Consider the following 22,514-nt stretch of genomic DNA (forward strand, 5'->3'; position numbering starts at 1 on the left):
GGCCTTTTGTTGAATCCGGCCGATATCACGGCTACATCCCTGACATGCATTCCGACATCGTCGACCTTCGTTCCTTCTATTCGACAACGCTCGGCCGGTTCGCCGAGCGCTCGATCACCACGGCGCTGTCGTCGATATGGGCCGCGGTGCCCAATGAGCGGCTGGTCGGCCTGGGCTATACCTTGCCCTGGCTGGAACGCTTCGGCACCGACGCCGAGCGGGTCTTCGCCTTCATGCCGGCGACTCAGGGCGCCGTGGTCTGGCCGGCGACCGGGCCAACGGCGGCGGCCCTGGTGTTCGACGAGGAACTGCCGCTGGTCGATTCCTGCATCGACCGCATGCTGCTCGTCCATTCGCTCGAACACGTCGAAAACCCGCGCGAAACGCTGAACGAGATCTGGCGGGTGCTGTCCCCGGCGGGGCGCGTCGTCATCGTCGTGCCAAACCGGCGCGGGGTCTGGGCGCGCTTCGAACATACGCCGTTCGGCAATGGCCGGCCCTTCTCACGCGGGCAGCTCACCGAATTGCTGCGTGAGGCGAATTTCACGCCCGCCGCCTGGTCGGATGCGCTGTTTTTCCCGCCATCGCGGCGGCGTTTCATGATGCGCTTCCACAATGTGCTGGAGCGCGCCGGCCGGAAGCTGTGGCCGATCTTTTCCGGCGTCATTGTCGTCGAAGCGCAGAAACGGCTCTATCAAGGCGTGCCGGTAGCCCAGCGTGCGTCCCGCCGCGTCTTCGTGCCGGTGCTGTCGCCGCATGGCGCGACACGGCTCGGCCGGCGGGCCGAGGCAAGGGGTGTGGCATCGCCCCGGCAAGTGACACCTTCGTGATCGCGATGGAAACTTGCATCGCGCCGCGTCTTTCCGACCTATCTGTCGTGCTGGGCTCGCAGAGTGGTTGAGGGGCTGCCGCCGTCGGCTCCCTTCATCCGGTTTCAGCTTCGCTACTGAACGCAAGGACCTCGGCCATGGCTGATCAATTGGACAATCAGGCCACCGTTCAGCCGGTCGCCGTGGCCAGCAGCCTGCGCGATCAGGTGGCGACCATCAAGCGGGCGCTGATCGGATCGCCGGTTCGCAAGTGGTTGCTGTGGACGTCGCTCGGCATCATGGGCGTCATTATCGCGACGTCGATCGGCCAGGTCTTGCTCAACCGCTGGAACCAGCCCTTCTACGACGCGCTCGCGCGCCGCGACATGGCGGCCTTCCTGCATCAGCTCATGGTCTTTGCCATGATCGCCGGCGGACTGCTGGTGCTCAATATCGGCCAGACCTGGCTCAACCAGATGATCCGGCTGAAGTTGCGCGAGGCGCTGACGCTGGACCTGATCGACCAGTGGATGCGGCCGGCGCGCGCCTTCCGGCTGGCCAATGCCGGCGCCATCGGCGTCAATCCCGACCAGCGCATGCAGCAGGATGCCGCGCATCTCTCGGACCTGTCGACCGATCTTGGTGTCGGCCTGCTGCAGTCGTTCATCCTGCTCGTGTCCTTCGTCGGTGTGCTGTGGGAACTGTCTTCGGGCTTCGTCTTCCACGTCAACGGCTGGCCGCTGGCGATACCCGGCTATATGGTCTGGGCCGCGTTCCTCTATGCCGGCACCGCCTCGTGGCTGAGCTGGCTGGTCGGCCGGCCGCTCATCAGCCTCAACAGCGACCGCTATACGCGCGAAGCGGAGCTGCGCTCCTCGATGGTGCGCGTCAACGAGAATGTCGATGCCATCGCGCTGTACCGTGGGGAGGATGACGCCAAGCGACGGCTGCAACTCGACCTCGGCACGGTGCTGGGCGCCATGCGGCGCATCTACACCGCCCAGATCAATCTATCCTGGGTAACCGATACCTATGGCTGGATCACGGTCGTGGCGCCGATCCTGGTCGCCTCGCCGGTCTATTTCTCGGGGGATATCAGCTTTGGCGGGCTGATGATGGCGGTCGGGGCCTTCAACCAGGTCCACTCCTCCCTGCGTTGGTTCATCAACAACATCGGCAGCATTGCCGACTGGCGCGCCACGCTGATGCGTGTCGCCGACTTCCGCATCGCGCTCGATGAAACCGATGTGCTGCACGATAAGGAGAAGCGCATCGAATTCGCCGACAACGCCAATGGCAGCCTGACGTTCGAGAAGCTTCAGGTGGCATCGCCTGACGGATGCACCAAGCTCGCCGACCAGCATGTCGAAATCCTTGCCGGCGAGCGCGTCATGATCACCGGCGAGCCGGGCGCCGGAAAGACGCTGTTCTTTCGCGCCATTGCCGGGCTGTGGCCGTGGGGCAGTGGACGCATCGGCCTGCCCGCGGGTGAAACCATCATCTTCGTGCCGCGCGTCCCCTATTTGCCGGCCGGCACGCTGCGCGAAGTCCTCAATCACCCGAACGGGCATGCGCCGGCGAACGACGCCGACATTTCAGCGGTGCTTGCCGAGGTCGGTCTTGGACGCCTGTCGTCGTCGCTCGACCGCGTCGGACGCTGGGACCATGAGTTGGGCGATGACGAACAGCGATTGCTGGGCGTGGCCAGGCTCGCCTTGCGACAGCCGAAATGGGTGATCATCGACGAAGCCATGGATGCGTTCGACGGACCCTCGCTGCGGCGCGTGCTGTCGCTGCTGGAGAAGCGACTGCCCGGGGCCGCGATCCTCAACATCGGGCGCGGACAGCACAACAATCAGTTCTTCCCGCGTTCCCTGACGATCGTTAAGGATTCCGGCGCGCCCTCGCTGAAACCTGCCCACGTCAGGGCGGGTGCCATCGAGCCGCCGCCAGCCGCGGCAAGCCTCCACCACAGGAAGTAGCAGTTTTCCCCCGTTGCGGCCCGTTGCCTGGCCGCCAAAGGCCCTGGCGGTCGACATCTCGCTGCCGGACGAGAAGGAATGCGCCCTGCGACGCGCCGCGCTCGATCGCTGAGCTGTCGCCGGTCAGGCCGGTGGAATCCCAAACTTACCGCGAACTTCGTCGTAGAGGTCGCGCCGCCAGCGGCGGCCGTGGAGATAACCATTGATCAGTTCCGGCAATGAATAACCAAGCGCGTCAGACGAGCGGTTGGCCATGTATCCCGCAAATGCCTGTGGTATTCGCCCCCGGAGAATATCGGCGATGATCTGCCGCGCGATCATAAAGGGAGGGATATGGGGGTAAGAGCGAGCGATGTGCGGATGCTTGCTCATCAGGATCGCGTAGGCTTCGACGTAGCCGTCCCTGCGGCCTGAAATCGAATTCTGCGAATTGTGCTTCGTCCAGTCGATATCTTCCGATAATTGCGCGCCGAAGCGCTGTGCGAAGCGCAGCAGAAGCTCGCGGTCCTGCATCCGGGGAATGTCGCTGTCATAGCCGCCGATGGCCAGCAAAGCCTCGCGCCTGGCCGTTATCGCCGATCCGGCTATGAAGGCCGTCTGTGCAACCACGGCCCGCTCCAGCATTGGCGGGTTCAGGAAAGCGCCGCGGTTGACGCAGGCGGTGCCACGGCCACCCTTCACCGAGACATATGAGGAGAGCAGGACCTCGAGCGCCGGATTGTCGTCGAACCATGTCAGCGTCCGTGCGAGCCGGTGCGGCAGGAAGAGATCGTCCGAATCGAGAAAAGTCACCACGGGCGCCCGGGCTAGCTCGATGCCGGCATTCCTGGCGGCATTGGCGCCGCGCCACTTCGCGCCGACATAGATCAGCCGGGGGTCATGGATGCGGGCGAGCGCCGCCTCGGTCCCGTCCGTCGAACCATCGTCGACGACGATATGTTCAAATCGCGGCATGCTCTGGGAGAGCACGCTTTCGACGGCGCGGAGCACCGTTTCGCGCCGGTTGTGAGTCGGCGTGATCACCGTGATGAGGGGCGCCTGTTCGGTCTTCCCGATCATATCGCGCCGGCCGCCTTCATCGCGTAAACACCCTTCGCGCCAGGTCCTTTGATCATGGGGATGGCTAAATGGATCGGACTTCCCCCTGGATGGGCCTCCTCGGATTCGGTGCGACGCTACAAAAAACAACCTGCCATGTCACCCCGTCGTGCCGTCGTTCGACCGACCAGGCATGATGAATTCCGGCTCCTGGCGCTTCAACTGCAACACTTTCGCGCCGCAGGAAGTAGCGCGGCCGCCTCAAAGGATTGGCAGTCTCGCCTGCGGTGTCCATTTCATTAGCGCTTCAGCAGGAACACTGCCTGCTGGCCAAAGAAATTCCAGAACCACCATGGCATCGACAGGCCGATCTTCTGGCCGTTGGCGTCGAGCGCGGTCGCCTTCTCCACTGTCGCGCCAAGCTCTTCGCACAAGTTGACGAAGTCGCGGATCGTGCAGAAGTGGATGTTGGGCGTGTCGTACCAAGAATAGGGCAGGTCGCTGGTCACAGGCATGCGGCCCTTGACGAACAGCGATAGGCGCACCCGCCAGTGACCGAAATTGGGGAAGGACACGATCGCCCGGTTGCCGATCCTGAGCAGCTCGTCGAGCACCAGCTTCGGGTTGCGGGTGGCCTGCAGGGTCTGCGACAGAACGACGAAGTCAAAGCCCTTGTCGGGATAGAATTCGAGATCGATGTCGGCATCGCCCTGGATGACACTGAGACCGCGCGCCACGCATTCGTTGACGCCACGCTGCGACAGCTCGAGACCACGACCGTCGACGTGCTTGGTGTCTTGCAGCAATTCGAGCAACGAGCCGTCGCCCGAGCCGACGTCGAGCACACGCGATTGCGGCGGGATGAGGTTGGCGACGACCTCAAGGTCGACGCGCTGGCTGCCGTTGACGCTCATGGCTTCGGCTCCGGAACGGCGCATGACCTTGGTCCGAAAAGTCCGCAACTTTTCAGGGTCATGGCTTCGCCTTTCTGTTGGCGCATGACCTTGGTCCGAAAAGTCCGCGACTTTTCAGGGTCATGCGCTGAGCCCCCTGGCGCGCGCGGCCGAGCCGATGAAGCCGTTGATGGCGGCAAACAGTTCCGGCTCGTCGAGCAGGAAGGCGTCGTGGCCGCGATCGGTCTCGATCTCGACGAAGGATACCGAGGCGCCGGCGGCGTTGAGTGCGTGGACGATGGAGCGGCTCTCTTCGGTCGGGAACAGCCAGTCCGATGTGAAGGACACCAGGCAAAAGCGGGTTTTCGTGCCGGCGAAGGCGTCGGCCAGCCGGCCGCCATGGTCGGCGGCGAGGTCAAAATAATCCATCGACCGCGTCATGTAGAGATAGGAGTTTGCATCGAAGCGGTCGACGAAGGTCATGCCCTGGTGGCGCAGATAGCTCTCGATCTGGAAGTCGGCATCGAAGCCGAAGGTCAGCGCTTCGCGGTCCTGCAAATTGCGGCCGAATTTGCGGTGCAGGGCGGCTTCCGACAGATAGGTGATGTGGGCGGCCATACGCGCCACCGCCAGCCCTTTCTCCGGACGCTTGCCATGCTCGAAATATTTGCCGCCATGCCAGTCCGGATCGGCCATCACAGCTTGCCGCCCGACTTCGTGGAAGGCGATGTTCTGTGACGAATGGCGCGCCCCGGTGGCGATCGGCAGCGCCGAGAACACGCGCTCGGGATAGCTCGACGCCCATTCCAGAACCTGCATGCCGCCCATCGAGCCACCGAGCACGCAGAAAAGTTTCTCGATGCCGAAATGGTCGATCAGCATCTGCTGCGCGCGCACCATGTCACGGATGGTGATGACCGGCAGGTCGAGGCCATAGGGTTTACCCGTTGCCGCGTTGGTCGAGGCCGGACCGGTGGAACCCAGGCAGCCGCCGATGACATTGGAGCAGATGACGAAGAAACGGCTGGTATCGATGATCTTGCCCGGTCCGATCAGCACTTCCCACCAACCGGGCTTGCCGGTTACCGGATTGGTGCTGGCGACATGCTGGTCACCGGTCAGCGCATGACAGACGAGGATGGCATTGGAACGGGCATCGTTCAGCGTGCCATAGGTCTGGTAGGCGATCTGGAACGGCGACAGCAGCGTGCCGGCGTCGAGCTTGAGCGGCTTGTCGGGCCCGAACCGCAACACCGGGCTCGACGGTTGGTCGGCCTCGTTGTTGGTCTTTCCTGCACGCAGAGCGGCCATCACGTCCCTCTTGCTGCACCGTGCGCTCGTGGAAATCGCTACCGATCTCCGCCGCCGATGCGTCCGTCCGTCCGGTCGCGGACAACAAAAAACCGGCATTGCCTTCGCAAAGCCGGTTACGTCACGCAAACGGCCCTTTAGCGAATTGTTTAACGTGGCTGCAAGCCGACCGGCCAAATCACCACGGAACTGTCATCGTCTTTCTAGAACCCGCCTGCCTCGCCGTCAATGGCGGCGGCTGGCACCACTGCCACCTCTCGACATTGCGTGCCATGGCTTGTATTTCCGCAGCGGCCTCCGGATGGAGGCGTTTTCGACGGAATTTGCAAGATATGAACCAGACACCGGATCAGGCACGTCCAACTCCGCGCGCGGGCATCATGGACATAGAAGCCTATGTGCCCGGCAAAAGCTCGGCACCCGCCGGTGTCGCCAAGGTCTACAAGCTGTCGTCGAACGAGAATCCGCTTGGGCCTTCGCCGAAGGCGATCGAGGCCGCGCGCGAAGTCGCCGGCAAGCTCGACATCTATCCCGACGGTACCGCCAGGCGGTTGCGCGAGGCAATCGCCGAGGTGCATGGCCTCAACGCGCAAAACATCATCTGCTCCAATGGGTCGGACGAAATCCTCGGCCTGTTGGCGCAGACCTATCTCGCGCCCGGCGACGAGGCTATGTTCACCGAGCACGCCTTCATGGTCTACAAGATCTACATCCAGTCGGCAGGCGCTACCCCGGTCGTGGTCAAGGAGACCAACGAGCGCGCCGACATCGATGCGATGCTGGCGGCCGTCACGCCGCGCACGAAAATCGTGTTCCTGGCCAACCCCAACAACCCGACCGGCACCTATGTGCCGTTCCAGGAGGTGCGCCGCCTTCACGCCGGACTGCCGGGAAACGTGCTTCTGGTGCTCGACGCGGCCTACGCCGAATATGTTCGCCGCAACGATTACGAAGCCGGCATTGAGCTGGCCGGCAGCGCCGAGAACGTGGTGATGACCCGCACCTTCTCCAAGATCGGGCTGGGTGGCGCGCGCATCGGCTGGATGTATGGTCCCCTGCATATCGTCGACGCCATCAATCGTGTGCGCGGCCCCTTCAACGTCAATGCTACAGCGATCGAGGCAGGCATCGCCGCGATCCGCGACCGTGCCCATGTCGAGCGAAGCGTGGCGCATAACGAGACCTGGCTCACCTGGCTGAGCGGCGAAATGGCCGGGCTGGGGCTGCGCGTGACGCCGAGCGTCGGCAATTTCCTGCTCATTCATTTTCCCGACGATCAGAAGCATTCCGCGGCGGCGGCTGACGATTATCTGAGCGCGCGCGGCTATATATTGCGGCGCGTTTCAGGCTACGGCTTTCCCAACGCGCTTCGCATGACGGTCGGTACCGAAGAGGCCAATCGCGGCGTTGTCGCCGCGCTCACGACATTCCTGAAAAGCTAGAACGTCTGAAAAGCTGGAACACCATGGCATCACCGATGTTCGAAAAGATCGCGCTGGTCGGCATTGGCCTGATCGGCTCGTCTCTGGCCCGCGTCATCCGACGCGAGGGTTTGGCTCGCCATGTCGCCATCTCGACGCGCAGCCCGGCAACGCTTAAGCGAGCCGAGGAACTGGGCCTTGGCGATTCCTACACCACCGATGCCGAGGACGCGGTGCGTGATGCCGATCTGGTCGTTGTCTCGGTGCCGGTCGGCTCATCCGGAGCTGTTGCGGAGGAAATCGCGCCGGCGCTGAAAAAGGGGGCGATCCTCACCGATGTCGGCTCGACCAAGGCCTCGGTTATCGCGCAGATGCAGCCGCATGTGCCGGAAGGCGTCCATTTCATTCCCGGCCATCCGCTGGCGGGCACCGAAAAATCCGGCCCGGATGCCGGATTTGCCGACCTGTTCGACAATCGCTGGTGCATCTTCACGCCGGTGCCGGGCACCGATCCGGATGCGCTGGAACGGCTGTCGGAATTCTGGCGCCGCTGCGGCGCCAACATCGACACGATGGACCCGCAGCATCACGACATGACGCTGGCCATCGTCTCGCATCTGCCGCACATCATCGCCTACAACATCGTCGGCACCGCCGACGATCTGGAATCGGTGACCAAGACGGAAGTGATCAAATATTCCGCCTCCGGTTTTCGCGATTTCACGCGTCTGGCTGCCTCCGATCCGACCATGTGGCGAGACGTGTGCCTGCACAACAAGGATGCCATCCTGGAGATGTTGGCGCGGTTCTCGGAAGACCTGGCGTTCCTGCAGCGCGCCATCCGCTGGGGGGACGGCGACAAACTCTTCGACCTGTTCACCCGCACACGCGCCGTGCGCCGCTCGATCATCGAGGCGGGCCAAGATATCGACGCGCCTGATTTTGGCCGCCAGGCGGTCGAGCATCCGGCAAAGAGCTAGGTGATTTTAACCGGCCAGGCCGTTGCCATCATGGCGAGCGTCTCCGCCCGATCGGGCGCGCCCAGCCGGCCGCCGAAGCGCAGGCACTTGAGCGCGGCGGCCGCGCTGGCAAAGCGCAGTGCGTGCTCGACCGCCATGGCTTCCGCCAGCCCGACGGCAAAGGCGCCATGAAAGACATCGCCGGCGGCCAGCGTATCGACCGCCTTGATCCTCGGTGCCTCGACATGGCGGGATGATCCGGTGCTTCGCTCGAACCACCAGGTACCCGCCGCGCCGCCGGTGACCGCGACGAACGCATCGGTGCGAGACGCCAGATCGATGCAGGCGGTCTCCAGATCCAGCGCGTGGCCGCATATGATGCGGACCGCCGGCTCGGAGGCGACGATGTGCGAGGCCAGCGGCAATAATCGCTCCAGTACCGCCAGGGGCGCGGTATCGGCATCGAGTATAGCTGGGCGGCCGGCGGCGCGCGCCGCCTTCAGGGCAAGTGCCGCGGCGCCCGGCCAGCGCACGTCGGCCAGTACCGTGTCGAATGCCGTTATGTCGGTGAACGGCAAAACCTCGGGATCAGCCTGAGCGCGCGCGTCGTAGAAAGGCACGATGATCCGCTCGCCATGCGCATCGACCAGGATCGAGGCCAGTGCCGAGCGGGCGCCGCTGACGCGGCGTACATGGCTGCAATCGACGCCTTCGGCCTCTATCCCGGCAATCAGCAGATCGCCGACCGGATCGTCGCCGGCGCTCGCCCATAGCGACACCTCGGCACCCAGGCGATGCGCGGCGCAGGCCGCGCTCGTGGCCATGCCCGAGGCGATCTGGACGCCGTCCGAGGCGATGAACTTTCCTTGATGCGTGGGCAGCGATTCGACACGAAGAATAGTGTCAAGCGTCAGTGCGCCGACGCTCAGGAGCTTTGCCGGCCTCTCCATCCGTTAGTTGACCGGTTTGATCTTGCCCAGCGGAATGAAGCCAAGGGACGCCTTGCCCTTGATCACTTTCAGCGGCATCGACGGTTCGCTGCCAAGCAGTGCCAGGGCGCCAAAACCCTGCTCGATCGCATTCTTCTGCTCGGGTATGGCGCCAGCAAGAATAGATGCCACTGCCTTGGGATCCTTGATCCTAATCATCAGGTCGGCGTCGACCAAGCCTTCGGCATCGACCGACAGCGGCCCGGAAACGGTCACGCGCGCCGTGCCGGACGACAGATCGAGGTTTCGGATTTCGATCCGCTGGCCGCGCAGGCTTTTCACCTGCGTGCCGATCAGCGCCACGCCGTTCTTCAGTGTCACGTCGCCGCTGGCATCGAGCGCCGGCAACACCCGCCCGCCGATCGCGTCGGCATCGATCTCGAGATCGCCAAAGCTGCCGACATAGTCGAGATCGCCGTTGTTGGGCTGCAACTGGCCTGACGCTTTGCCGGCACTGAACAGTTCCACCGGATCGGTGTCGTCGGCCGGGTCGGTCTGGCCCGACAGGCCCTCGGCCTGCAGCGCTACACGCCGCGGCAGCGGGTACCACAATTTGACGTTGGCCTGCAGATTGTCCCAGTCGATCCAGAGAGGCATCATGCCGGGGACTGAGGTCCGGAGCGGACCGCGTAGATTGGCAACAGGCGACAAAGGGTGGACAATCTGAGCGACGGCGTTGAAGGAGCCGGCCGAGGCGGCAATGTTTTTGGCATCGTCTTCATACGCCAGACTGTCGCAGGAGAGCGTGAAGCTCAGGGGATAGCCACCGACCTGGAGATTGGCGCAACCGGCCTCGATCCCGCTCTTGTTGAGCGTGGCAACCACCTTGCCGGCCTCGGACCGGACCCTGTTGGCAAGATAGAACCAGCCGGCGCTGTAAACGGCGAACAGCACGAGGATGAACGTGGCAAGCCACCACAGCCGGCGACGGTTACCCGGTTGGCGTTCGTCACTTGACGTCATGCTTTGGCTCTCATTAACGCATGGATGGTGTGGACGGATTCTCAGGTTCCGAACACTAGGTAGACAGAGATGGATGGAAAAAACACCGGTTACCGGTGCGGTGCTGCCATTCTTTTACAATCAGGCGCGGTGATATGGGCGATTTTTGGGTGTTCGGCTACGGTTCGCTGATCTGGCGGCCGGGTTTCGCTCATGTCGGGACACGACGCGCCCGTCTGAATGGCTATCGCCGCTCGCTCTGCGTCTATTCCTTCGTCCATCGCGGCACCCGCCAGCGGCCCGGACTGGTGCTTGGACTGGACCATGGCGGCTCCTGCGTCGGCCTCGCGTACCGCGTGCCTGGCGAATTGCGCGACGAGGTCATTGCCTATCTGCGCGAGCGCGAACTCGTCACCAGCGTCTATCTCGAGCGGACGCTCAAGGTTCGCCTCGACGGCGGTGGCGCGGTGGAAGCCGTGGCCTACATCGTCGACCGCAAGCACGAGCAATATGCGGGCGCGCTGGACGCGGCGGATGCGGCGGCCGTGGTGCGCGGCGCGGTCGGCCGGTCCGGCGACAACGAGGATTATGTGCTGAGCACGCTGAAGCATCTGAAAGCGCTCGAGATTCGCGATCACTGGCTGGAGGACGTGGCGCACCGGATAGCGACTTTGTGAAGCCTGGCTCCGCGGAAAAGGTGGCCAGGCCTTTGACGTCGATGCGGCAAGACCTAGGTTAGGGTCCGAACCCAGCCAGCGGGCGGCATCCGCCCGGTCCCAATCATCACGGAGATCCGTCTTGCATAAACGCCGTCTCGGTCGCACCGACCTTTCCATCGCGCCGCTGGTTCTGGGTGGCAATGTCTTCGGCTGGACCGCCGATGAGAAGACTTCTTTCGATCTGCTCGATCGCTTTGTCGGGGCTGGCCTCAATGCCATCGACACGGCCGACGCCTATTCGCGCTGGGTTCCCGGCAACAAGGGCGGTGAATCGGAAACCATCATCGGCAAATGGATGAAGGATCGTGGCAATCGCGACAAGGTCGTGGTGATCACCAAGGTCGGCTCGGACATGGGGCAGGGCCACAAGGACCTGTCGGCCGCCTATATCGAAAAGGCGGTCGATGCATCGCTGAAGCGGCTGCAGACCGAGTTCATCGACCTTTACCTGTCGCACTGGCCGGATCCGACCACGCCCTATGAGGAAACCCTCGGCGTCTATGAGAAACTGCTCGCCAAGGGCAAGATCCGCTATGCCGGCTGTTCCAACCTCGACGCCGGCCAGTTGCGCGCGGCACTTGACGTGGCAAGCCTGCGCGGCCTGCCGCGCTATGAGGTGCTGCAGCCGGAATACAATCTCTATGACCGCTCCTCCTTCGATGGCCCGCTGCGCGATCTCTGCGTGGCGGAGGATATCGGCGTCATCACCTATTTCAGCCTGGCCAAGGGATTTCTCAGCGGCAAGTATCGCAGCGAGGCCGATCTTGGCCAAAGCGAGCGCGGCGGCGGGGTAAAAGACTACCTCAATGCGCGTGGCATGCGCATCCTGGCGGCGCTGGACGCGGTGTCGGCGAGGCATTCGGCCAAACAGGCGGAAGTGGCGCTTGCGTGGGTTATCGCGCGGCCCGGCGTCACCGCGCCAATCGCCAGTGCGACCAAGCCTGAGCAGATGGACAGCCTGATCCGCGCGGCGTCGCTGAAGCTGTCCGCGGACGACATGGCCGAACTCGACAAAGCCAGCGCCTGAGGCTACCGCCGGCGCCGCACGCAGGAACGTCCAAGACGGTCCTCATCTGCTGCCATACCGTCCTTCGCAATGGGGCTCAGGGCGGAGGATCAGATGGCCGGACCGTTTGTCTCGCAGCCGGAGCTTTGGCGGCAATTGCTCACGCTGTTGTTGGCCGCCACTGTCGTCATGGGCAGCCCGGAACCGGCGACGATAAGCGTTACCACGGTGCTGGCGGTGTACAGCTCACGGCCCGTGGTCAGAAGGGTTCAGGCCTCCGCGCCGAGCTCCCGAAGCCGCTTCACCGCCGTTGGCGGCAGGACCGGCGGGTTGGATGCGCGGGATGCCTCGAGGAGAAGCTGGTCGCAGGCAGCCTCGGTCTCACCGATCAGCCGCGCCATGAACTCGTCCTTGCCCAGGCCAGGCGGTATAGGCCGCAGGAAGCGCGCCTTGACGGTGCCGGGATAGCGCAGGAACTTGCGGCGCGGCCAATAGAGGCCAGCGACATGGGCGACCGGCACGACCGGAACGCCAAGCTGCGAATAGATTTCGACGATGCCGTATTTGTAGGCCGGCTCGTCGCCCGGCGCCCGGCGCGTGCCCTCCGGATAGATGATTAGCTGGCGCGGGTTGCGCGCCATTTCTTCCTTGGTCGCCGCGACCACGGCCTTCAAGGCCTTGGAGCGGCTGCCACGATGCACCGGGATCATCCGCATCTTCAAGATGTACCAGCCGAAGAAGGGGATCCAGGTCAGCTCGCGCTTGAGGATGTAGAGCGGGTCCTGGAGGAAAGGAAAGAAGGCGATGGCGTCCCAGAACGACTGGTGCTTGGGCGCCAGGATGAAGGAACCCTCGGGCAGGTTTTCCTGCCCGGTGATGTCGTTTTTGGTGCCGGCGATCTTGTCATAGAGCCACATCGAGGTGCGCGACCAGAATTTCGGCACGAACCAGGCGCGGTGGCGGGGCGACAGGAAATAGTACGGGGTCCAGAGGATCATCTGGACGATCAGATTGACGTAGAAGACGAAATTGAAGGCCAGCGATCGGACATAGAGCATGGGGAGGGTCCGGTGAGGAAGTGTGCGTTGGTTACACCAAGCGCGGAGAAAAAGGAAACGGTGCGATACTGCCCCGTCCTACCAGGTCGCCTGCGCCAGGCGTTCCCTCAGGCGCGGGGCGGCGAAGTCGAGGAAGGCGCGCAGTTTCACCGGCAGCCGGCCCTGGCCCGCATGCACCAGGTTTACCGGCCAAGGCTCGGGTTCGAAATCCCCGAGCACGGGGCGCAGTGTTCCCGAGCGTGCGGCGGCGACGATCTGGTAGGAAAGCACCCGCGTCAGTCCGACACCGGCGATCGCCGCATCAATCGCCGCCTCGGCGGTGTTGACCCGGAGCCTTGATCGGACCGGCACGACACAATCAGCCTTGTCCACGGTGAAGGTCCAGGTGGCGAGCGAGCCGAGGCCCTCGAAGGTAATGCAGCTGTGCGTCTCGAGATCTCCGGGAGTTTCTGGAATGCCGCGTCCGGCCAGATAGGCAGGGCTTGCGCAGACAACGTGACCGATCGAACCGACCCTGATGGCGACCATGCGCGAATCCGGCAGCCTGCCGATACGGACGGCGAGGTCGATATGATCCTCGGCCAACTGGCTTATCCTGTCGCCGAGCGTCAGGCGGATATCCACCAGGGGATAGGCGGCGAGGAAGTCGGTGACGACCGGTAGCACGTGAAGACGGCCGAAGACGATTGGCGCGGTGATGATCAATTCCCCTGTCGGGGCGCTGTATTCGCCGCCGGCGGCGCGTTCGGCGTCGCCGACCTCGTCGAGGATGCGGCGGCAGGCAGCGAGATAGGCATGGCCAGCGTCGGTCAGTGTCAGCCGCCGCGTCGAGCGGTTCAACAGGCGTGTCTTCAGGTGCCGCTCCAGGTCGGAGACCTTGCGGCTGACTGTTGCCAGGGGAACGTCCGAACGGCGCGCGGCGGCGGAAAGGCTGCCGCCTTCCGCCGCCGCGACGAAAAGAGACATGGCTTCGAGGCGATCCATCATTTGTTCCAGAAAATGGAAGGGTTGATTGCAGATATGGCATCTACATCCGCAAGATGGAAGGCTGCATATAGTGGGGCACACCTCAACCAGGAAATCTCCATGCCCCGCATCGCTACGCCTTCGTCTATCGCTGCCGCTCCCGCCGCCGCGCAGCCCATGCTGCAAGCGGTGGAAAGACAGCTTGGTGTCGTGCCGAACCTGTTTCGGATGTCGCCAACAGTCCGGCGGCGTTGGATGGCTATCTCGGCATGATGGGAGCGCTTGCCAAGGGCCGGCTTCCGGCGCCGACGCGAGAGCGCATCGCGCTGGCGATCGCCGAAATCAATGGGTGCAACTACTGTCTGTGCGCGCACACCTATCTCGGCAAGACGCTCGCAAGCCTCGATGATGCCGAGATGATGGCCAATCGCCATGGCGGCTCGATGGATCCCAAGGCAGCCGCGGCGGTGCGTTTTGCGGCCCGGATTGCGCAAAGCCGCGGACATGTCGCCCAGGACGATATCGCCGCTGTCAGGCTCGCGGGCTATGACGACGGAGAGATCATCGAGATTGTCCAGCATGTCGCCCTGAACGTCTGGACCAACTATATCAATGAGGTTGCCCAGACCGAGATCGATTTTCCGGTTGTTTCCGCCCGCGATGCTGCCTGAATCCGGATAGGAGCGGCGGTGCCCGCCGGTCCCCACCTTCATGCCGCAGAGGAATCCCATGTCTGAGAGCCGCCCGCCGCTTCCGCCTTTCACCGCCGAGACGTCAGCCCAGAAAGCGCGCATGGCCGAGGATGCCTGGAACTCGCGCGATCCGGCGCGGGTGGCTCTCGCCTATACGGCGGACAGCCGCTGGCGCAACCGCGCCGAGTTCCTGCAGGGCCGCGATGCCATCCAGGCGTTCCTGACGCGCAAATGGAGCCGCGAGCTCGACTACCGGCTCATCAAGGAGGTCTGGGCCTTCCACGGCAACCGCATCGCCGTGCGCTTCGCCTATGAATGGCGCGACGACAGCGGCTCATGGTTCCGCAGCTACGGCAACGAGAACTGGGAGTTCGACGAGCACGGGCTGATGCGGCTACGCATCGCCAGCATCAACGACCTGCCGATCGCCGAAGCCGAGCGCAAATATCACTGGCCGCTCGGCCGGCGGCCGGACGACCATCCGACCTTGTCGGAGCTCGGTCTTTAGAAGCATTCATGCAAGGAGGTTTCGATGAACGCACACGCTTTTACCAGCGATGTCGCCTTCACGCCGACGGTGAAGGCGATCCAGGCGCGCAAGGGCTCGCGCCAGTCCTACGCCCGCGTCGAGGAGCGCGGCGGCTGGCAGTCGGCGATCACACCGGACCTTGCCGCGTTCATCGAAATGCAGACCAGCATCTTCCTGTCGACGGCCAATGGCGATGGCCAGCCCTACATCCAGCACCGCGGCGGGCCTGCTGGCTTTCTCAAGGTACTCGACGAAAAGACGATCGGCTTCGCGGATTTCTCCGGCAACAAGCAATTCATCACGCAGGGCAATCTGGCCGACAATCCGAGGGCCTTCCTGTTCCTGATCGACTACATGATGCGCCAGCGCATCAAGATCTGGGGTACGGCGCGCGTTGTCGAGGACGATGCCGAGTTGACGGCGAGGCTGATGCCGCCGGACTACAAGGCGCGTCCCGAGCAGATCATCCTGTTCACCGTCTCGGCATGGGATGCCAATTGCCCGCAACATATACCGCAGCGCTTCGAGGCGGCTGATGTGGCAGCCGCGCTTGGCGAGCGCGACCGGCGCATCCAAGACCTTGAACGAGAGATCGCGCGCCTCAAGGGCGTTTCAGGGGCTGTCGCCAAGCAATGACGCGGCTCAGCCGCCGGCGGCGGTCTCGGCCAGCGCGATTCCCTCGGGCGTCGGTTTCACCGGGATAAACCCGCGAGCCAGCGCCAGCAGATACTTGGTGTATTCGGTGAACAGCACGCGCACGGCCCGCGGCTTGGTCAGCCAACTGCCATTATCCAGGTTGGAATTGACCACCGGGTAGGGTTCGAGCTTGGCGCCATGCAGCAGCCGGCCCATCTCCAAAAGGCTGCGCGGCATGTGATAATTGTTGGTGACCAGGATCACCGTGCCATAGGCATGGTTTTCCACCCATTTGGCGCTTTCCTCGGCATTGCCGATCGTGTCGAGCGCGGCGCGATCGATGTCGACGCAGCAGGAAAACAGTTTCTTGTCGCCGCCGGTCGCCGCCTGAAGCTGGCGCCGGCTGGCCGAGGGGTGCACGCCGCTGATCAAGAGCCGCTCGCCCTTGCCGGATGCGAGCAGCTCCATCGCGGCGTCGAGGCGCGACTGGCCGCCGGTCAGCACGATGATGGCGTCGGCCTTGGCCGGGTTGGCGGGCGTGGTCAGATGACTGACCTTGCTGGCGAACCAGCCAAAGCCGCCAGCGAACACTGTTGCAAGCACAAGCAGGGAGAAAGCGGAGAAGCGAAGGGCGGTCCTTAGATGGCTAACCCTGCCAAGGCCGCGCCAACGGTCAACCACCACTGGCAGCTGTCCAGCCGTCCCGGTCGAGTCCCGCACATCCATGATCATATAGTTAATCCTCAAATGCGGCCCTTGATAGGTAAAAGACGCACTTTGCGTTACGCGAATTCTCTATCCGTGATCGCCCTGTTTCCATCCAAGCCAGGACGAGGTCCTTTCATGCATCGGGCTGGCGAACGTCGATGTCGCTGAGATAGGCAACGACGGTGACGTGCGAGGTTGCCGCCGTCAGCGCGCCGATCACCAGCACCATCAGGACGACACCTGCGTAACCAGCCGAACCGATGGCGAAGTTACCGAACAAGGCGGTTGCCTGATCGGCCTGCGGGGTTGCCATGTTGCGTGACGACCACCAGGAGAACACGATGAAGACGAGCACCGCCGCCGCCCCGCCGGCGGCCGCGCCCTTCATGCCGGTGACCAGGAAATGCCGGCGGAATTCGCGTGCGATGAAGCGCGCCTCGGCGCCGACGAAATGCAGCACCTCGATGATGTGGCCGTTGCCGTCCATGGCCCCACGGGTCGCGAACACCACGGTCAGCACCGTCGCCGACAGCATCAGGGCCAGAACGGCGACGCCTATGGTCACCGTGGTACGGGCCATGGCCACCAGCCGGTCGACCCAGGTGCGGTGGTCGTCGAGCGATGCACTCGGCAGTTTCGGCGTGATCGCGGCGCGCATGGCGGCGAAGTCCGGCGGGCTGCTCTCATCGATGGTGACGATGATGAGGCGCGGCACCGGCAGGTCGTCGATGTTGAGGCCCGAGCCCAGCCAGGGCTCCAGCAGTCTCGCGGTCGCTTCGCGGTCGATGATCCGGGTGGCCTTCACGCCAGGGAACTCGCCAGCGATCCGCGAAGCCTGGGTAAGCGCCGCTTCCATGTCGAGGCCGGCGGCCGGCTTGATCTGGATCGTCGCCTCGCGCGAGATCTGGTTTTCCCAAACCGAGGCTGTGTCGCGCACCAGTGTCACCGCGCCGAAGGTCAGGCAGGACAGGAAAGTCATGATGGCGATGACCAGCACCAGCGCGCGGCCGGCAATGTTCTGAGCCGGCACGATCGGCGCCATCTTGCGTTGTGCGCGCGGCCTCGCCTCCACCGCCTCGCCATCCTGCTCCTCGAAATGGTCGGCCGACTGCTCAGTCATAGATATCAAGCCTTCCGCCGGCCAAGATCATGCGGCGCGCGTCGACCTGCTCCATCAGGCCCAGGTCGTGCGTGGCGATCACAACGGCGGTACCAAGCCGGTTGAGCTCGATGAACAGCCGCAGCAGCCGCCGCGCCAGCGGCGGATCGACATTGCCGGTCGGCTCGTCGGCGAGCAGGATCTCCGGCTGCTCGATCAGGGCGCGCGCGATCGCGGCACGCTGCTTCTCGCCGCCGGACAGGACCGGCGGCAGCACATGCATGCGCTCGCCGAGCCCCACCCATTTCAACAACTCGGTGACATCGGTGCGGTAGCTCGCTTCCTCGCGCCCGCGCACGCGCAGCGGCAGCGCGACATTCTCATAGGTGGTCATGTGGTCGAGCAGGCGAAAGTCCTGGAAGACCACGCCGATGCGGCGGCGCAGATGCGGCAGTTCGGTGCGTGAGATGCGCGAGCGGTCCTTGCCGAAGATGGTGATCAGTCCACGCGTCGGTTTCAGCGACATGAACAAAAGGCGCAGCAATGTCGTCTTGCCGGCACCCGAAGGACCGCTCAGGAACTGGAAGGAGCGCTCCGGTATGTGCAGGGAGATGTCGCGGAGGATTTCCGGACCCATGCCATAGCGGAGGCCGACATTTTCAAAGCGAATCAATTTCGACGACCTGAATTTCCTGGCCGCGGCGAACCGGCCTGTTTTGTGAAAAGACCATCGGCCGGCATGGTTAACCGGCGGTTAATTCCTGGCTCGTTTAGGCTCTTCAAGAGGGCTCCGGTGGGGAAGCGTTAACCATTTGTGTTTACGCAAAAGAAACGAAAAGCGAACACGCGCAATACTGGGGCCATGATGGCTGACGAACGAACCGCGCGCCCGGTTTCCGGCGAAATCATGACCGATCCCGCGGCAGTTGCCGCGGTTGACCGGATCTTGCGCGCTCCGGCGGATGATATCATCGATGCGGATTATATTGTGTTGCCGCAGCCGGCCTCATCAGTCGAAAATGTTTCGCCGCTGCCGCGTGCGATTGTCACCCCGCCTATCGAAGGCATGGACATGCTGCGCAAGCCGGAAACGCCGGCGGAACGGCCGCCGGCCTCGCGCGGCGGTCCGATCTTCTGGATCGCCGGCATCGGTGCCGCCCTTGCTGCCTTCTGGGTCTCGGGCGGTCATGCGCTGGTGCGCCAGGCACCGCTCCTGCCCGGCGCGCAAGCGTCGGCGCTGACCATTTCAGGCGTGACGTCACGCGTCGACGCCTCCGGCGCCAATCCGGTGCTGTTCGTCGACGGCGAGGCCGCCAATGATGGGACGAGGCCGGCGACAATGCCGCCACTCGAAATCCGGGTGACGGGCAATGACGGGCGAACAACCCGCTATACGCTGGGGACATCTGGCCATTCGCTGGCATCGGGCGAAAGATTCGGCTTTGCCAGCCGGCTCGACGTGCCTAAGAACGGCGTAAGGACCGTTTTGGTCACCTTCGCCGAATAGCGTGTGTCGATATTCAGGTGAAGCCGGTCTGCAAACGGTGGTTCCCCGCGATTCCGGTGCTCACGTACTTAAGTACGCTCCGCTCCAGTTCTCGGAAACCACCGCTTTCGGCTCGGCCTGACCTGAATCCCATCACACGCTCGGTGTGAAGGCGTTGGGAAAAAACTGGAGAGGGCGAGAAATGCCAAACGTGCGCGGCAAGGACATCGAAGTCCTGTTTTCGGCATCGGCGATCGCGCGGCGCAATCTCGAACTCGCCAAGGAGATCGCCGGGCACGATTATCACGATCTCTTGGTGATTTCGGTGCTGAAAGGCTCGTTCATCTTCGCCGCCGACCTGATCCGCGCCATGCATGATGTCGGCCTGTCGCCGGAAGTCGAGTTCATCTTCATCTCCAGTTATGGCGCCGGCACAATCAGCGGCGAGGTGAGGGTGCTGCGCGACATCGACAACGAGGTCGCCGGCCGCGACGTGCTGTTGATCGACGACATTCTGGAATCGGGCAAGACGCTAAGCTTCACGCGCGACCTGATGCTGTCGCGTGGCGCGAAAAGCTGTTCCATCACCGTGCTGCTCGACAAGCGCATGCGCCGCCAGACCGCGCTCAACGCCGATTACGTCGGCTTCGACTGCCCCGATTATTTCGTCGTCGGCTATGGCATGGATGTGGCGCATGCCTTCCGTGAATTGCCGTTCGTGGGTGTGGTGAAAGGCGACGTGTAAGGCGAGTGCCTCGCACCGGTGAATCCTGAAAAAGGCCTTAACGGTGGCAGGAAAATTAGTGTGGACGAACGCCGGGGTTTTCAGGAAAAGTCAACGTTTCGCCACCAAATATGCCGGCCATGGCAAAGCTTTTGATCGTCGAGGACGATGAGTCCGTCCGCACCCTCGCAGCCCGCGCGCTCGAACGCGCCGGCCACTCAATCGATATCGCCGCCGATGGCGCGCAGGGGCTTTCGCTGATCCGCGCCGCAAAAGGCGGTTACGATCTCGTCGTCTCCGACATACGCATGCCCGAGATGGACGGCATCGAGATGGCGGTTGCGGCAGCCGCGCTTTTTCCCGCGATGAAGATCATGCTGATGACCGGCTATGCCGACCAGCGCGAGCGCGCCGAGGAATTGAACGGCATCATCCTCGATGTCGTGCAAAAGCCCTTCACGCTGGCCGAGATCCGTTCTCGCGTCGAACGCGCGCTGATCTGCTTCGCCTGATCAGGCTGGATCCCTGGCGACAAGCGCCGGTGCCGGGCTGGCGCGGCGCTCGGTGTTGAGCGCCAGCAGGCCGGCGCCGATGATAAGCGCCGCGCCGATCACCGTTGCTGACCTGGGCACCTCGGCGAAGAACAGGAAACCCCACAGCGGCGACCACAGGATGCCGGTGTATTCGAAGGTGGCGACGCGGTTGGCCGGCGCCAGCCGGTAGCCTTGCGAGAGCAGGATCATGCCGGCCGCGGCGACGAAACCGCAGGCGGCCATCTTGAGGAAATCCGGCAGCGTCGGCCAGATCCATGGTCGCACCAGGAATTCGAGGCTCGGGTGGACAGCGTGGGTTATGCCCGCAATGTGAAACGTGCCGGCGACGACGGCCGCGCCGACGAGATAGGCGCCGTTCTGGTAGAAGGCCATGACAGTGGACGATTCGGTATCGCCGATCTTGCGAGCCATCAGCTGCGAGAAGGCGTAGAGCACGGCCGAGCCCAGCGACAGCAAGGCCGCCCAGTCGAACAGCCCTGCGCCGGGCCGCAGCATCACCAGGACGCCAAACATGCCGATCAGCACGGTTGACAGCGTCTGCCAGGAAACGCGCTCGCCGAGATAGGGGCCGGCCATCGCCATGATGCAGAGCGGCGCCATGAAATAAAGCGCCACGGCGTCGGCCAGCGGCAGGGCGGCGATGGCCAGGTAATAGACCGTGTAGGAGGTGAACTGGATGAAGGCGCGTATCGTCAGCAGGCCGAACCGTTTCGACAGGATTGCCCGCAGCCCGACATCGGCGTGAACCAGAACGATCAGGATCGGCAAGGCTATGATCGAGCGGATCGCCATCACCTCGGTCACCGGGTAGCCGCTCGACACGGCTTTGACGAGCGGATCCTGTAGCGAGAAGACCAGCACGCCCAGGCACAGGCTCAGGATGCCGCCCACCATCCTATTTTGCATCCGTTCAGGCTCCCGCGCATCCGATCCGGCGACCCTCACCAGATCAAAAAGAACCCGCCACCGTTTTCGGGTAGCGGGCACGAGTGAGGACTCTTGATTGGTCCGCGGCCGATTTCGCGACTGCATATCCAATGGGTGATGCGATTATCGTTCGGCGTTTGACATGTTGCAAACGAATTGGAATGATGCCAGCGATCAAATCCGCTTATGATGGATGCCATGCGGCCAACCCTCGACAGTGATCTCCTACGTACCTTTGTCGCCATCGCCGAGGCTGGCAATTTCACGAGGGCCGCCGAGCAGGCCGGCCGCACGCAATCGGCCGTGTCGATGCAGATGAAGAAGCTCGAAGAGCTGGTCGGCGACAGCCTTTTCGAGCGAGGTTCACGCGGCGTCGCACTGACGCGGCGGGGCGGCGAACTCATCGTCAATGCCCGCCGTATCGTTTCGCTGCTCGATGAAACGGCGGCGTCGATGGCGGCGGCGCCGCTCGGTGGGCCGGTGCGCATCGGCATTCCGGAGGAATATGGCCATGCCATCCTGTCTCGCGCGCTCGGCGCATTTTCGAAGCGCCACACCAAGGTCGAGGTCACCGTGCGCTACGCGCATTCGGAGGCGCAGATCGCGGCGCTCGCCGCCGGCGAGCTGGATCTGTGCGTGGTGTTCGAATGGCAGGACCCATCCGGCGGCGAAGTGCTGATGCACGATCCGACGGTCTGGGTGACGTCGAACCTGCATCACATGCATGAGGAGCGCCCGGTCCCGATCGCGCTCTACAACCGCGCCGGCTGGTGCAAGGACTTCGCCATCAAATCGCTGGAGCAGCGCGGCCTTGCCTATCGCGTCGCCTATACAAGCGATACCAATGGCGGCCTGAAGCTTGCCGTCACCTCAGGGTTGGCGATCGCGCCGATCTCACGCAGCAACATTCCGGCGGACTGCCGAGAGCTGACGTCCGCGGACGGGTTCGGCGACATCGATTCCTCCAATGTGGTGATGCATCGCAACCCGAATGCGTCAGGCGAAGCAATCGACGGCATGCAGGAGGCAATCCGCGAGGCATTCGTCAACAGGTAGATCGGCTTCA

23 protein-coding genes, 1 pseudogene and 1 riboswitch are annotated in these 22,514 nt (G+C 63.5%); of the genes and pseudogenes, 13 read left to right on the top strand and 11 right to left on the bottom strand.

Features of this window, described 5'->3' with window-relative positions:
* Positions 1 to 44 precede the first annotated feature (44 nt).
* Both X739_RS148310 and X739_RS148305 read left to right on the top strand, forming a co-directional pair.
* Positions 45 to 830, top strand: coding sequence for a methyltransferase domain-containing protein (locus tag X739_RS148310; RefSeq protein ID WP_023795023.1), 786 nt, complete (start codon positions 45 to 47; stop codon positions 828 to 830).
* A 137-nt stretch (positions 831 to 967) separates the two neighbouring features.
* The gene (locus tag X739_RS148305) at positions 968 to 2,791 is read left to right on the top strand and encodes an ABC transporter ATP-binding protein/permease (RefSeq protein ID WP_023783582.1); all 1,824 of its coding nucleotides are present in this window, start codon (positions 968 to 970) and stop codon (positions 2,789 to 2,791) included.
* A 123-nt stretch (positions 2,792 to 2,914) separates the two neighbouring features.
* Here X739_RS148305 and X739_RS148300 read toward each other — a convergent pair whose 3' ends face one another.
* The 3 genes from X739_RS148300 to X739_RS148290 form a co-directional block, all read right to left on the bottom strand.
* A complete protein-coding gene (locus tag X739_RS148300) occupies positions 2,915 to 3,850 on the bottom strand; it encodes a glycosyltransferase family A protein (protein ID WP_023795024.1) in 936 nt (311 codons plus the stop codon).
* 278 nt (positions 3,851 to 4,128) lie between these two features.
* Positions 4,129 to 4,743: a methionine biosynthesis protein MetW gene (gene metW / locus X739_RS148295; protein ID WP_023795025.1), complete on the bottom strand. Its 615-nt coding sequence runs from the start codon at positions 4,741 to 4,743 to the stop codon at positions 4,129 to 4,131.
* A gap of 120 nt (positions 4,744 to 4,863) precedes the next feature.
* Positions 4,864 to 6,033 carry a homoserine O-acetyltransferase gene (locus tag X739_RS148290; RefSeq protein WP_023795026.1) on the bottom strand — a complete coding sequence of 390 codons (1,170 nt, stop codon included), beginning with the start codon at positions 6,031 to 6,033 and terminating at the stop codon, positions 4,864 to 4,866.
* 117 nt (positions 6,034 to 6,150) lie between these two features.
* A riboswitch (SAM riboswitch) is annotated at positions 6,151 to 6,228 on the bottom strand.
* Between the two features lie 137 nt (positions 6,229 to 6,365).
* Here X739_RS148290 and hisC point away from each other — a divergent pair.
* Both hisC and X739_RS148280 read left to right on the top strand, forming a co-directional pair.
* A complete protein-coding gene (gene hisC / locus X739_RS148285) occupies positions 6,366 to 7,475 on the top strand; it encodes a histidinol-phosphate transaminase (protein ID WP_023795027.1) in 1,110 nt (369 codons plus the stop codon).
* Between the two features lie 23 nt (positions 7,476 to 7,498).
* Complete coding sequence (locus X739_RS148280; protein ID WP_023770803.1) at positions 7,499 to 8,434, top strand: prephenate/arogenate dehydrogenase family protein; 936 nt, start codon at positions 7,499 to 7,501, stop codon at positions 8,432 to 8,434.
* Here the strand turns inward: X739_RS148280 and X739_RS148275 are convergent.
* Both X739_RS148275 and X739_RS148270 read right to left on the bottom strand, forming a co-directional pair.
* Positions 8,431 to 9,363, bottom strand: a complete 933-nt coding sequence (locus X739_RS148275; RefSeq protein WP_023783578.1) for a sugar kinase — start codon at positions 9,361 to 9,363, stop codon at positions 8,431 to 8,433. The two genes, X739_RS148280 and X739_RS148275, sit on opposite strands and share 4 nt — an antisense overlap.
* A 3-nt stretch (positions 9,364 to 9,366) precedes the next feature.
* Entirely contained in the window at positions 9,367 to 10,365 is a 999-nt protein-coding gene (locus X739_RS148270; RefSeq protein ID WP_023795028.1) for a DUF2125 domain-containing protein, read from the bottom strand.
* 134 nt (positions 10,366 to 10,499) lie between these two features.
* Between X739_RS148270 and X739_RS148265 the strand changes: the two genes are divergently transcribed.
* Complete coding sequence (locus X739_RS148265; RefSeq protein ID WP_023795029.1) at positions 10,500 to 11,021, top strand: gamma-glutamylcyclotransferase; 522 nt, start codon at positions 10,500 to 10,502, stop codon at positions 11,019 to 11,021.
* Between the two features lie 121 nt (positions 11,022 to 11,142).
* Positions 11,143 to 12,090 carry an aldo/keto reductase gene (locus X739_RS148260; RefSeq protein WP_023770799.1) on the top strand — a complete coding sequence of 316 codons (948 nt, stop codon included), beginning with the start codon at positions 11,143 to 11,145 and terminating at the stop codon, positions 12,088 to 12,090.
* A gap of 248 nt (positions 12,091 to 12,338) precedes the next feature.
* Here the strand turns inward: X739_RS148260 and X739_RS148255 are convergent, their stop codons facing one another.
* The gene (locus X739_RS148255; RefSeq protein ID WP_023783575.1) at positions 12,339 to 13,127 is read right to left on the bottom strand and encodes a 1-acyl-sn-glycerol-3-phosphate acyltransferase; all 789 of its coding nucleotides are present in this window, start codon (positions 13,125 to 13,127) and stop codon (positions 12,339 to 12,341) included.
* A 78-nt stretch (positions 13,128 to 13,205) separates the two neighbouring features.
* Positions 13,206 to 14,111, bottom strand: coding sequence for a LysR family transcriptional regulator (locus tag X739_RS148250; RefSeq protein ID WP_023795030.1), 906 nt, complete (start codon positions 14,109 to 14,111; stop codon positions 13,206 to 13,208).
* A 102-nt stretch (positions 14,112 to 14,213) separates the two neighbouring features.
* On the opposite strand from X739_RS148250, the pseudogene X739_RS01000000166240 reads away from it, so the two are divergent.
* The 3 genes and pseudogenes from X739_RS01000000166240 (at position 14,214) to X739_RS148240 (ending at position 15,950) form a co-directional block, all read left to right on the top strand.
* Positions 14,214 to 14,764: pseudogene (locus X739_RS01000000166240) on the top strand (carboxymuconolactone decarboxylase family protein).
* Between the two features lie 58 nt (positions 14,765 to 14,822).
* On the top strand, positions 14,823 to 15,293 hold the full coding sequence (locus X739_RS148245) for a DUF1348 family protein (RefSeq protein ID WP_023770795.1): 471 nt from the start codon (positions 14,823 to 14,825) through the stop codon (positions 15,291 to 15,293).
* Positions 15,294 to 15,317: 24 nt separating this feature from the next.
* The gene (locus X739_RS148240; protein WP_023783573.1) at positions 15,318 to 15,950 is read left to right on the top strand and encodes a pyridoxamine 5'-phosphate oxidase family protein; all 633 of its coding nucleotides are present in this window, start codon (positions 15,318 to 15,320) and stop codon (positions 15,948 to 15,950) included.
* Between the two features lie 6 nt (positions 15,951 to 15,956).
* Here the strand turns inward: X739_RS148240 and X739_RS148235 are convergent, their stop codons facing one another.
* The 3 genes from X739_RS148235 to ftsE all read right to left on the bottom strand — a co-directional run bounded on the left by X739_RS148235 (position 15,957) and on the right by ftsE (position 18,430).
* Positions 15,957 to 16,682 carry a YdcF family protein gene (locus X739_RS148235; RefSeq protein WP_023795031.1) on the bottom strand — a complete coding sequence of 242 codons (726 nt, stop codon included), beginning with the start codon at positions 16,680 to 16,682 and terminating at the stop codon, positions 15,957 to 15,959.
* Between the two features lie 109 nt (positions 16,683 to 16,791).
* Positions 16,792 to 17,778, bottom strand: coding sequence for an ABC transporter permease (locus X739_RS148230; RefSeq protein WP_023795032.1), 987 nt, complete (start codon positions 17,776 to 17,778; stop codon positions 16,792 to 16,794).
* A complete protein-coding gene (ftsE, locus tag X739_RS148225) occupies positions 17,771 to 18,430 on the bottom strand; it encodes a cell division ATP-binding protein FtsE (RefSeq protein ID WP_010911739.1) in 660 nt (219 codons plus the stop codon). Before ftsE ends, X739_RS148230 begins: the two co-directional genes overlap by 8 nt.
* Positions 18,431 to 18,619: 189 nt before the next feature.
* Between ftsE and X739_RS148220 the strand changes: the two genes are divergently transcribed.
* From X739_RS148220 to X739_RS148210, 3 genes are all read left to right on the top strand, one after another.
* The gene (locus X739_RS148220) at positions 18,620 to 19,264 is read left to right on the top strand and encodes a hypothetical protein (RefSeq protein ID WP_023795033.1); all 645 of its coding nucleotides are present in this window, start codon (positions 18,620 to 18,622) and stop codon (positions 19,262 to 19,264) included.
* Positions 19,265 to 19,445: 181 nt separating this feature from the next.
* Entirely contained in the window at positions 19,446 to 19,988 is a 543-nt protein-coding gene (hpt, locus tag X739_RS148215; protein ID WP_023795034.1) for a hypoxanthine phosphoribosyltransferase, read from the top strand.
* 119 nt (positions 19,989 to 20,107) lie between these two features.
* Positions 20,108 to 20,479: a response regulator gene (locus tag X739_RS148210; protein WP_023770789.1), complete on the top strand. Its 372-nt coding sequence runs from the start codon at positions 20,108 to 20,110 to the stop codon at positions 20,477 to 20,479.
* On the opposite strand, the gene X739_RS148205 is transcribed toward X739_RS148210, so the two are convergent.
* Entirely contained in the window at positions 20,480 to 21,427 is a 948-nt protein-coding gene (locus X739_RS148205; protein WP_023795035.1) for a DMT family transporter, read from the bottom strand. It abuts the gene before it with no gap.
* Positions 21,428 to 21,646: 219 nt separating this feature from the next.
* On the opposite strand from X739_RS148205, the gene X739_RS148200 reads away from it, so the two are divergent.
* Positions 21,647 to 22,504 (top strand): LysR substrate-binding domain-containing protein, encoded by an 858-nt coding sequence (locus X739_RS148200; protein ID WP_015315538.1) that lies wholly within the window; start codon positions 21,647 to 21,649, stop codon positions 22,502 to 22,504.
* Positions 22,505 to 22,514 lie beyond the last annotated feature (10 nt).

This window comes from Mesorhizobium sp. LNHC209A00, assembly GCF_000502915.1.
Lineage (GTDB): Bacteria > Pseudomonadota > Alphaproteobacteria > Rhizobiales > Rhizobiaceae > Mesorhizobium.

Excerpts from the sequence above, each read along its gene's own strand:
- X739_RS148310 (WP_023795023.1), top strand. The coding sequence starts at position 45 with ATGCATTCCGACATCGTCGACCTTCGTTCCTTCTATTCGACAACGCTC.
- X739_RS148305 (WP_023783582.1), top strand. The coding sequence starts at position 968 with ATGGCTGATCAATTGGACAATCAGGCCACCGTTCAGCCGGTCGCCGTG.
- X739_RS148300 (WP_023795024.1), bottom strand. The coding sequence starts at position 3,850 with ATGATCGGGAAGACCGAACAGGCGCCCCTCATCACGGTGATCACGCCG.
- metW (WP_023795025.1), bottom strand. The coding sequence starts at position 4,743 with ATGAGCGTCAACGGCAGCCAGCGCGTCGACCTTGAGGTCGTCGCCAAC.
- X739_RS148290 (WP_023795026.1), bottom strand. The coding sequence starts at position 6,033 with ATGGCCGCTCTGCGTGCAGGAAAGACCAACAACGAGGCCGACCAACCG.
- hisC (WP_023795027.1), top strand. The coding sequence starts at position 6,366 with ATGAACCAGACACCGGATCAGGCACGTCCAACTCCGCGCGCGGGCATC.
- X739_RS148280 (WP_023770803.1), top strand. The coding sequence starts at position 7,499 with ATGGCATCACCGATGTTCGAAAAGATCGCGCTGGTCGGCATTGGCCTG.
- X739_RS148275 (WP_023783578.1), bottom strand. The coding sequence starts at position 9,363 with ATGGAGAGGCCGGCAAAGCTCCTGAGCGTCGGCGCACTGACGCTTGAC.
- X739_RS148270 (WP_023795028.1), bottom strand. The coding sequence starts at position 10,365 with ATGACGTCAAGTGACGAACGCCAACCGGGTAACCGTCGCCGGCTGTGG.
- X739_RS148265 (WP_023795029.1), top strand. The coding sequence starts at position 10,500 with ATGGGCGATTTTTGGGTGTTCGGCTACGGTTCGCTGATCTGGCGGCCG.
- X739_RS148255 (WP_023783575.1), bottom strand. The coding sequence starts at position 13,127 with ATGCTCTATGTCCGATCGCTGGCCTTCAATTTCGTCTTCTACGTCAAT.
- X739_RS148250 (WP_023795030.1), bottom strand. The coding sequence starts at position 14,111 with ATGGATCGCCTCGAAGCCATGTCTCTTTTCGTCGCGGCGGCGGAAGGC.
- X739_RS148245 (WP_023770795.1), top strand. The coding sequence starts at position 14,823 with ATGTCTGAGAGCCGCCCGCCGCTTCCGCCTTTCACCGCCGAGACGTCA.
- X739_RS148240 (WP_023783573.1), top strand. The coding sequence starts at position 15,318 with ATGAACGCACACGCTTTTACCAGCGATGTCGCCTTCACGCCGACGGTG.
- X739_RS148235 (WP_023795031.1), bottom strand. The coding sequence starts at position 16,682 with ATGATCATGGATGTGCGGGACTCGACCGGGACGGCTGGACAGCTGCCA.
- X739_RS148230 (WP_023795032.1), bottom strand. The coding sequence starts at position 17,778 with ATGACTGAGCAGTCGGCCGACCATTTCGAGGAGCAGGATGGCGAGGCG.
- X739_RS148220 (WP_023795033.1), top strand. The coding sequence starts at position 18,620 with ATGATGGCTGACGAACGAACCGCGCGCCCGGTTTCCGGCGAAATCATG.
- hpt (WP_023795034.1), top strand. The coding sequence starts at position 19,446 with ATGCCAAACGTGCGCGGCAAGGACATCGAAGTCCTGTTTTCGGCATCG.
- X739_RS148210 (WP_023770789.1), top strand. The coding sequence starts at position 20,108 with ATGGCAAAGCTTTTGATCGTCGAGGACGATGAGTCCGTCCGCACCCTC.
- X739_RS148205 (WP_023795035.1), bottom strand. The coding sequence starts at position 21,427 with ATGCAAAATAGGATGGTGGGCGGCATCCTGAGCCTGTGCCTGGGCGTG.
- X739_RS148200 (WP_015315538.1), top strand. The coding sequence starts at position 21,647 with ATGCGGCCAACCCTCGACAGTGATCTCCTACGTACCTTTGTCGCCATC.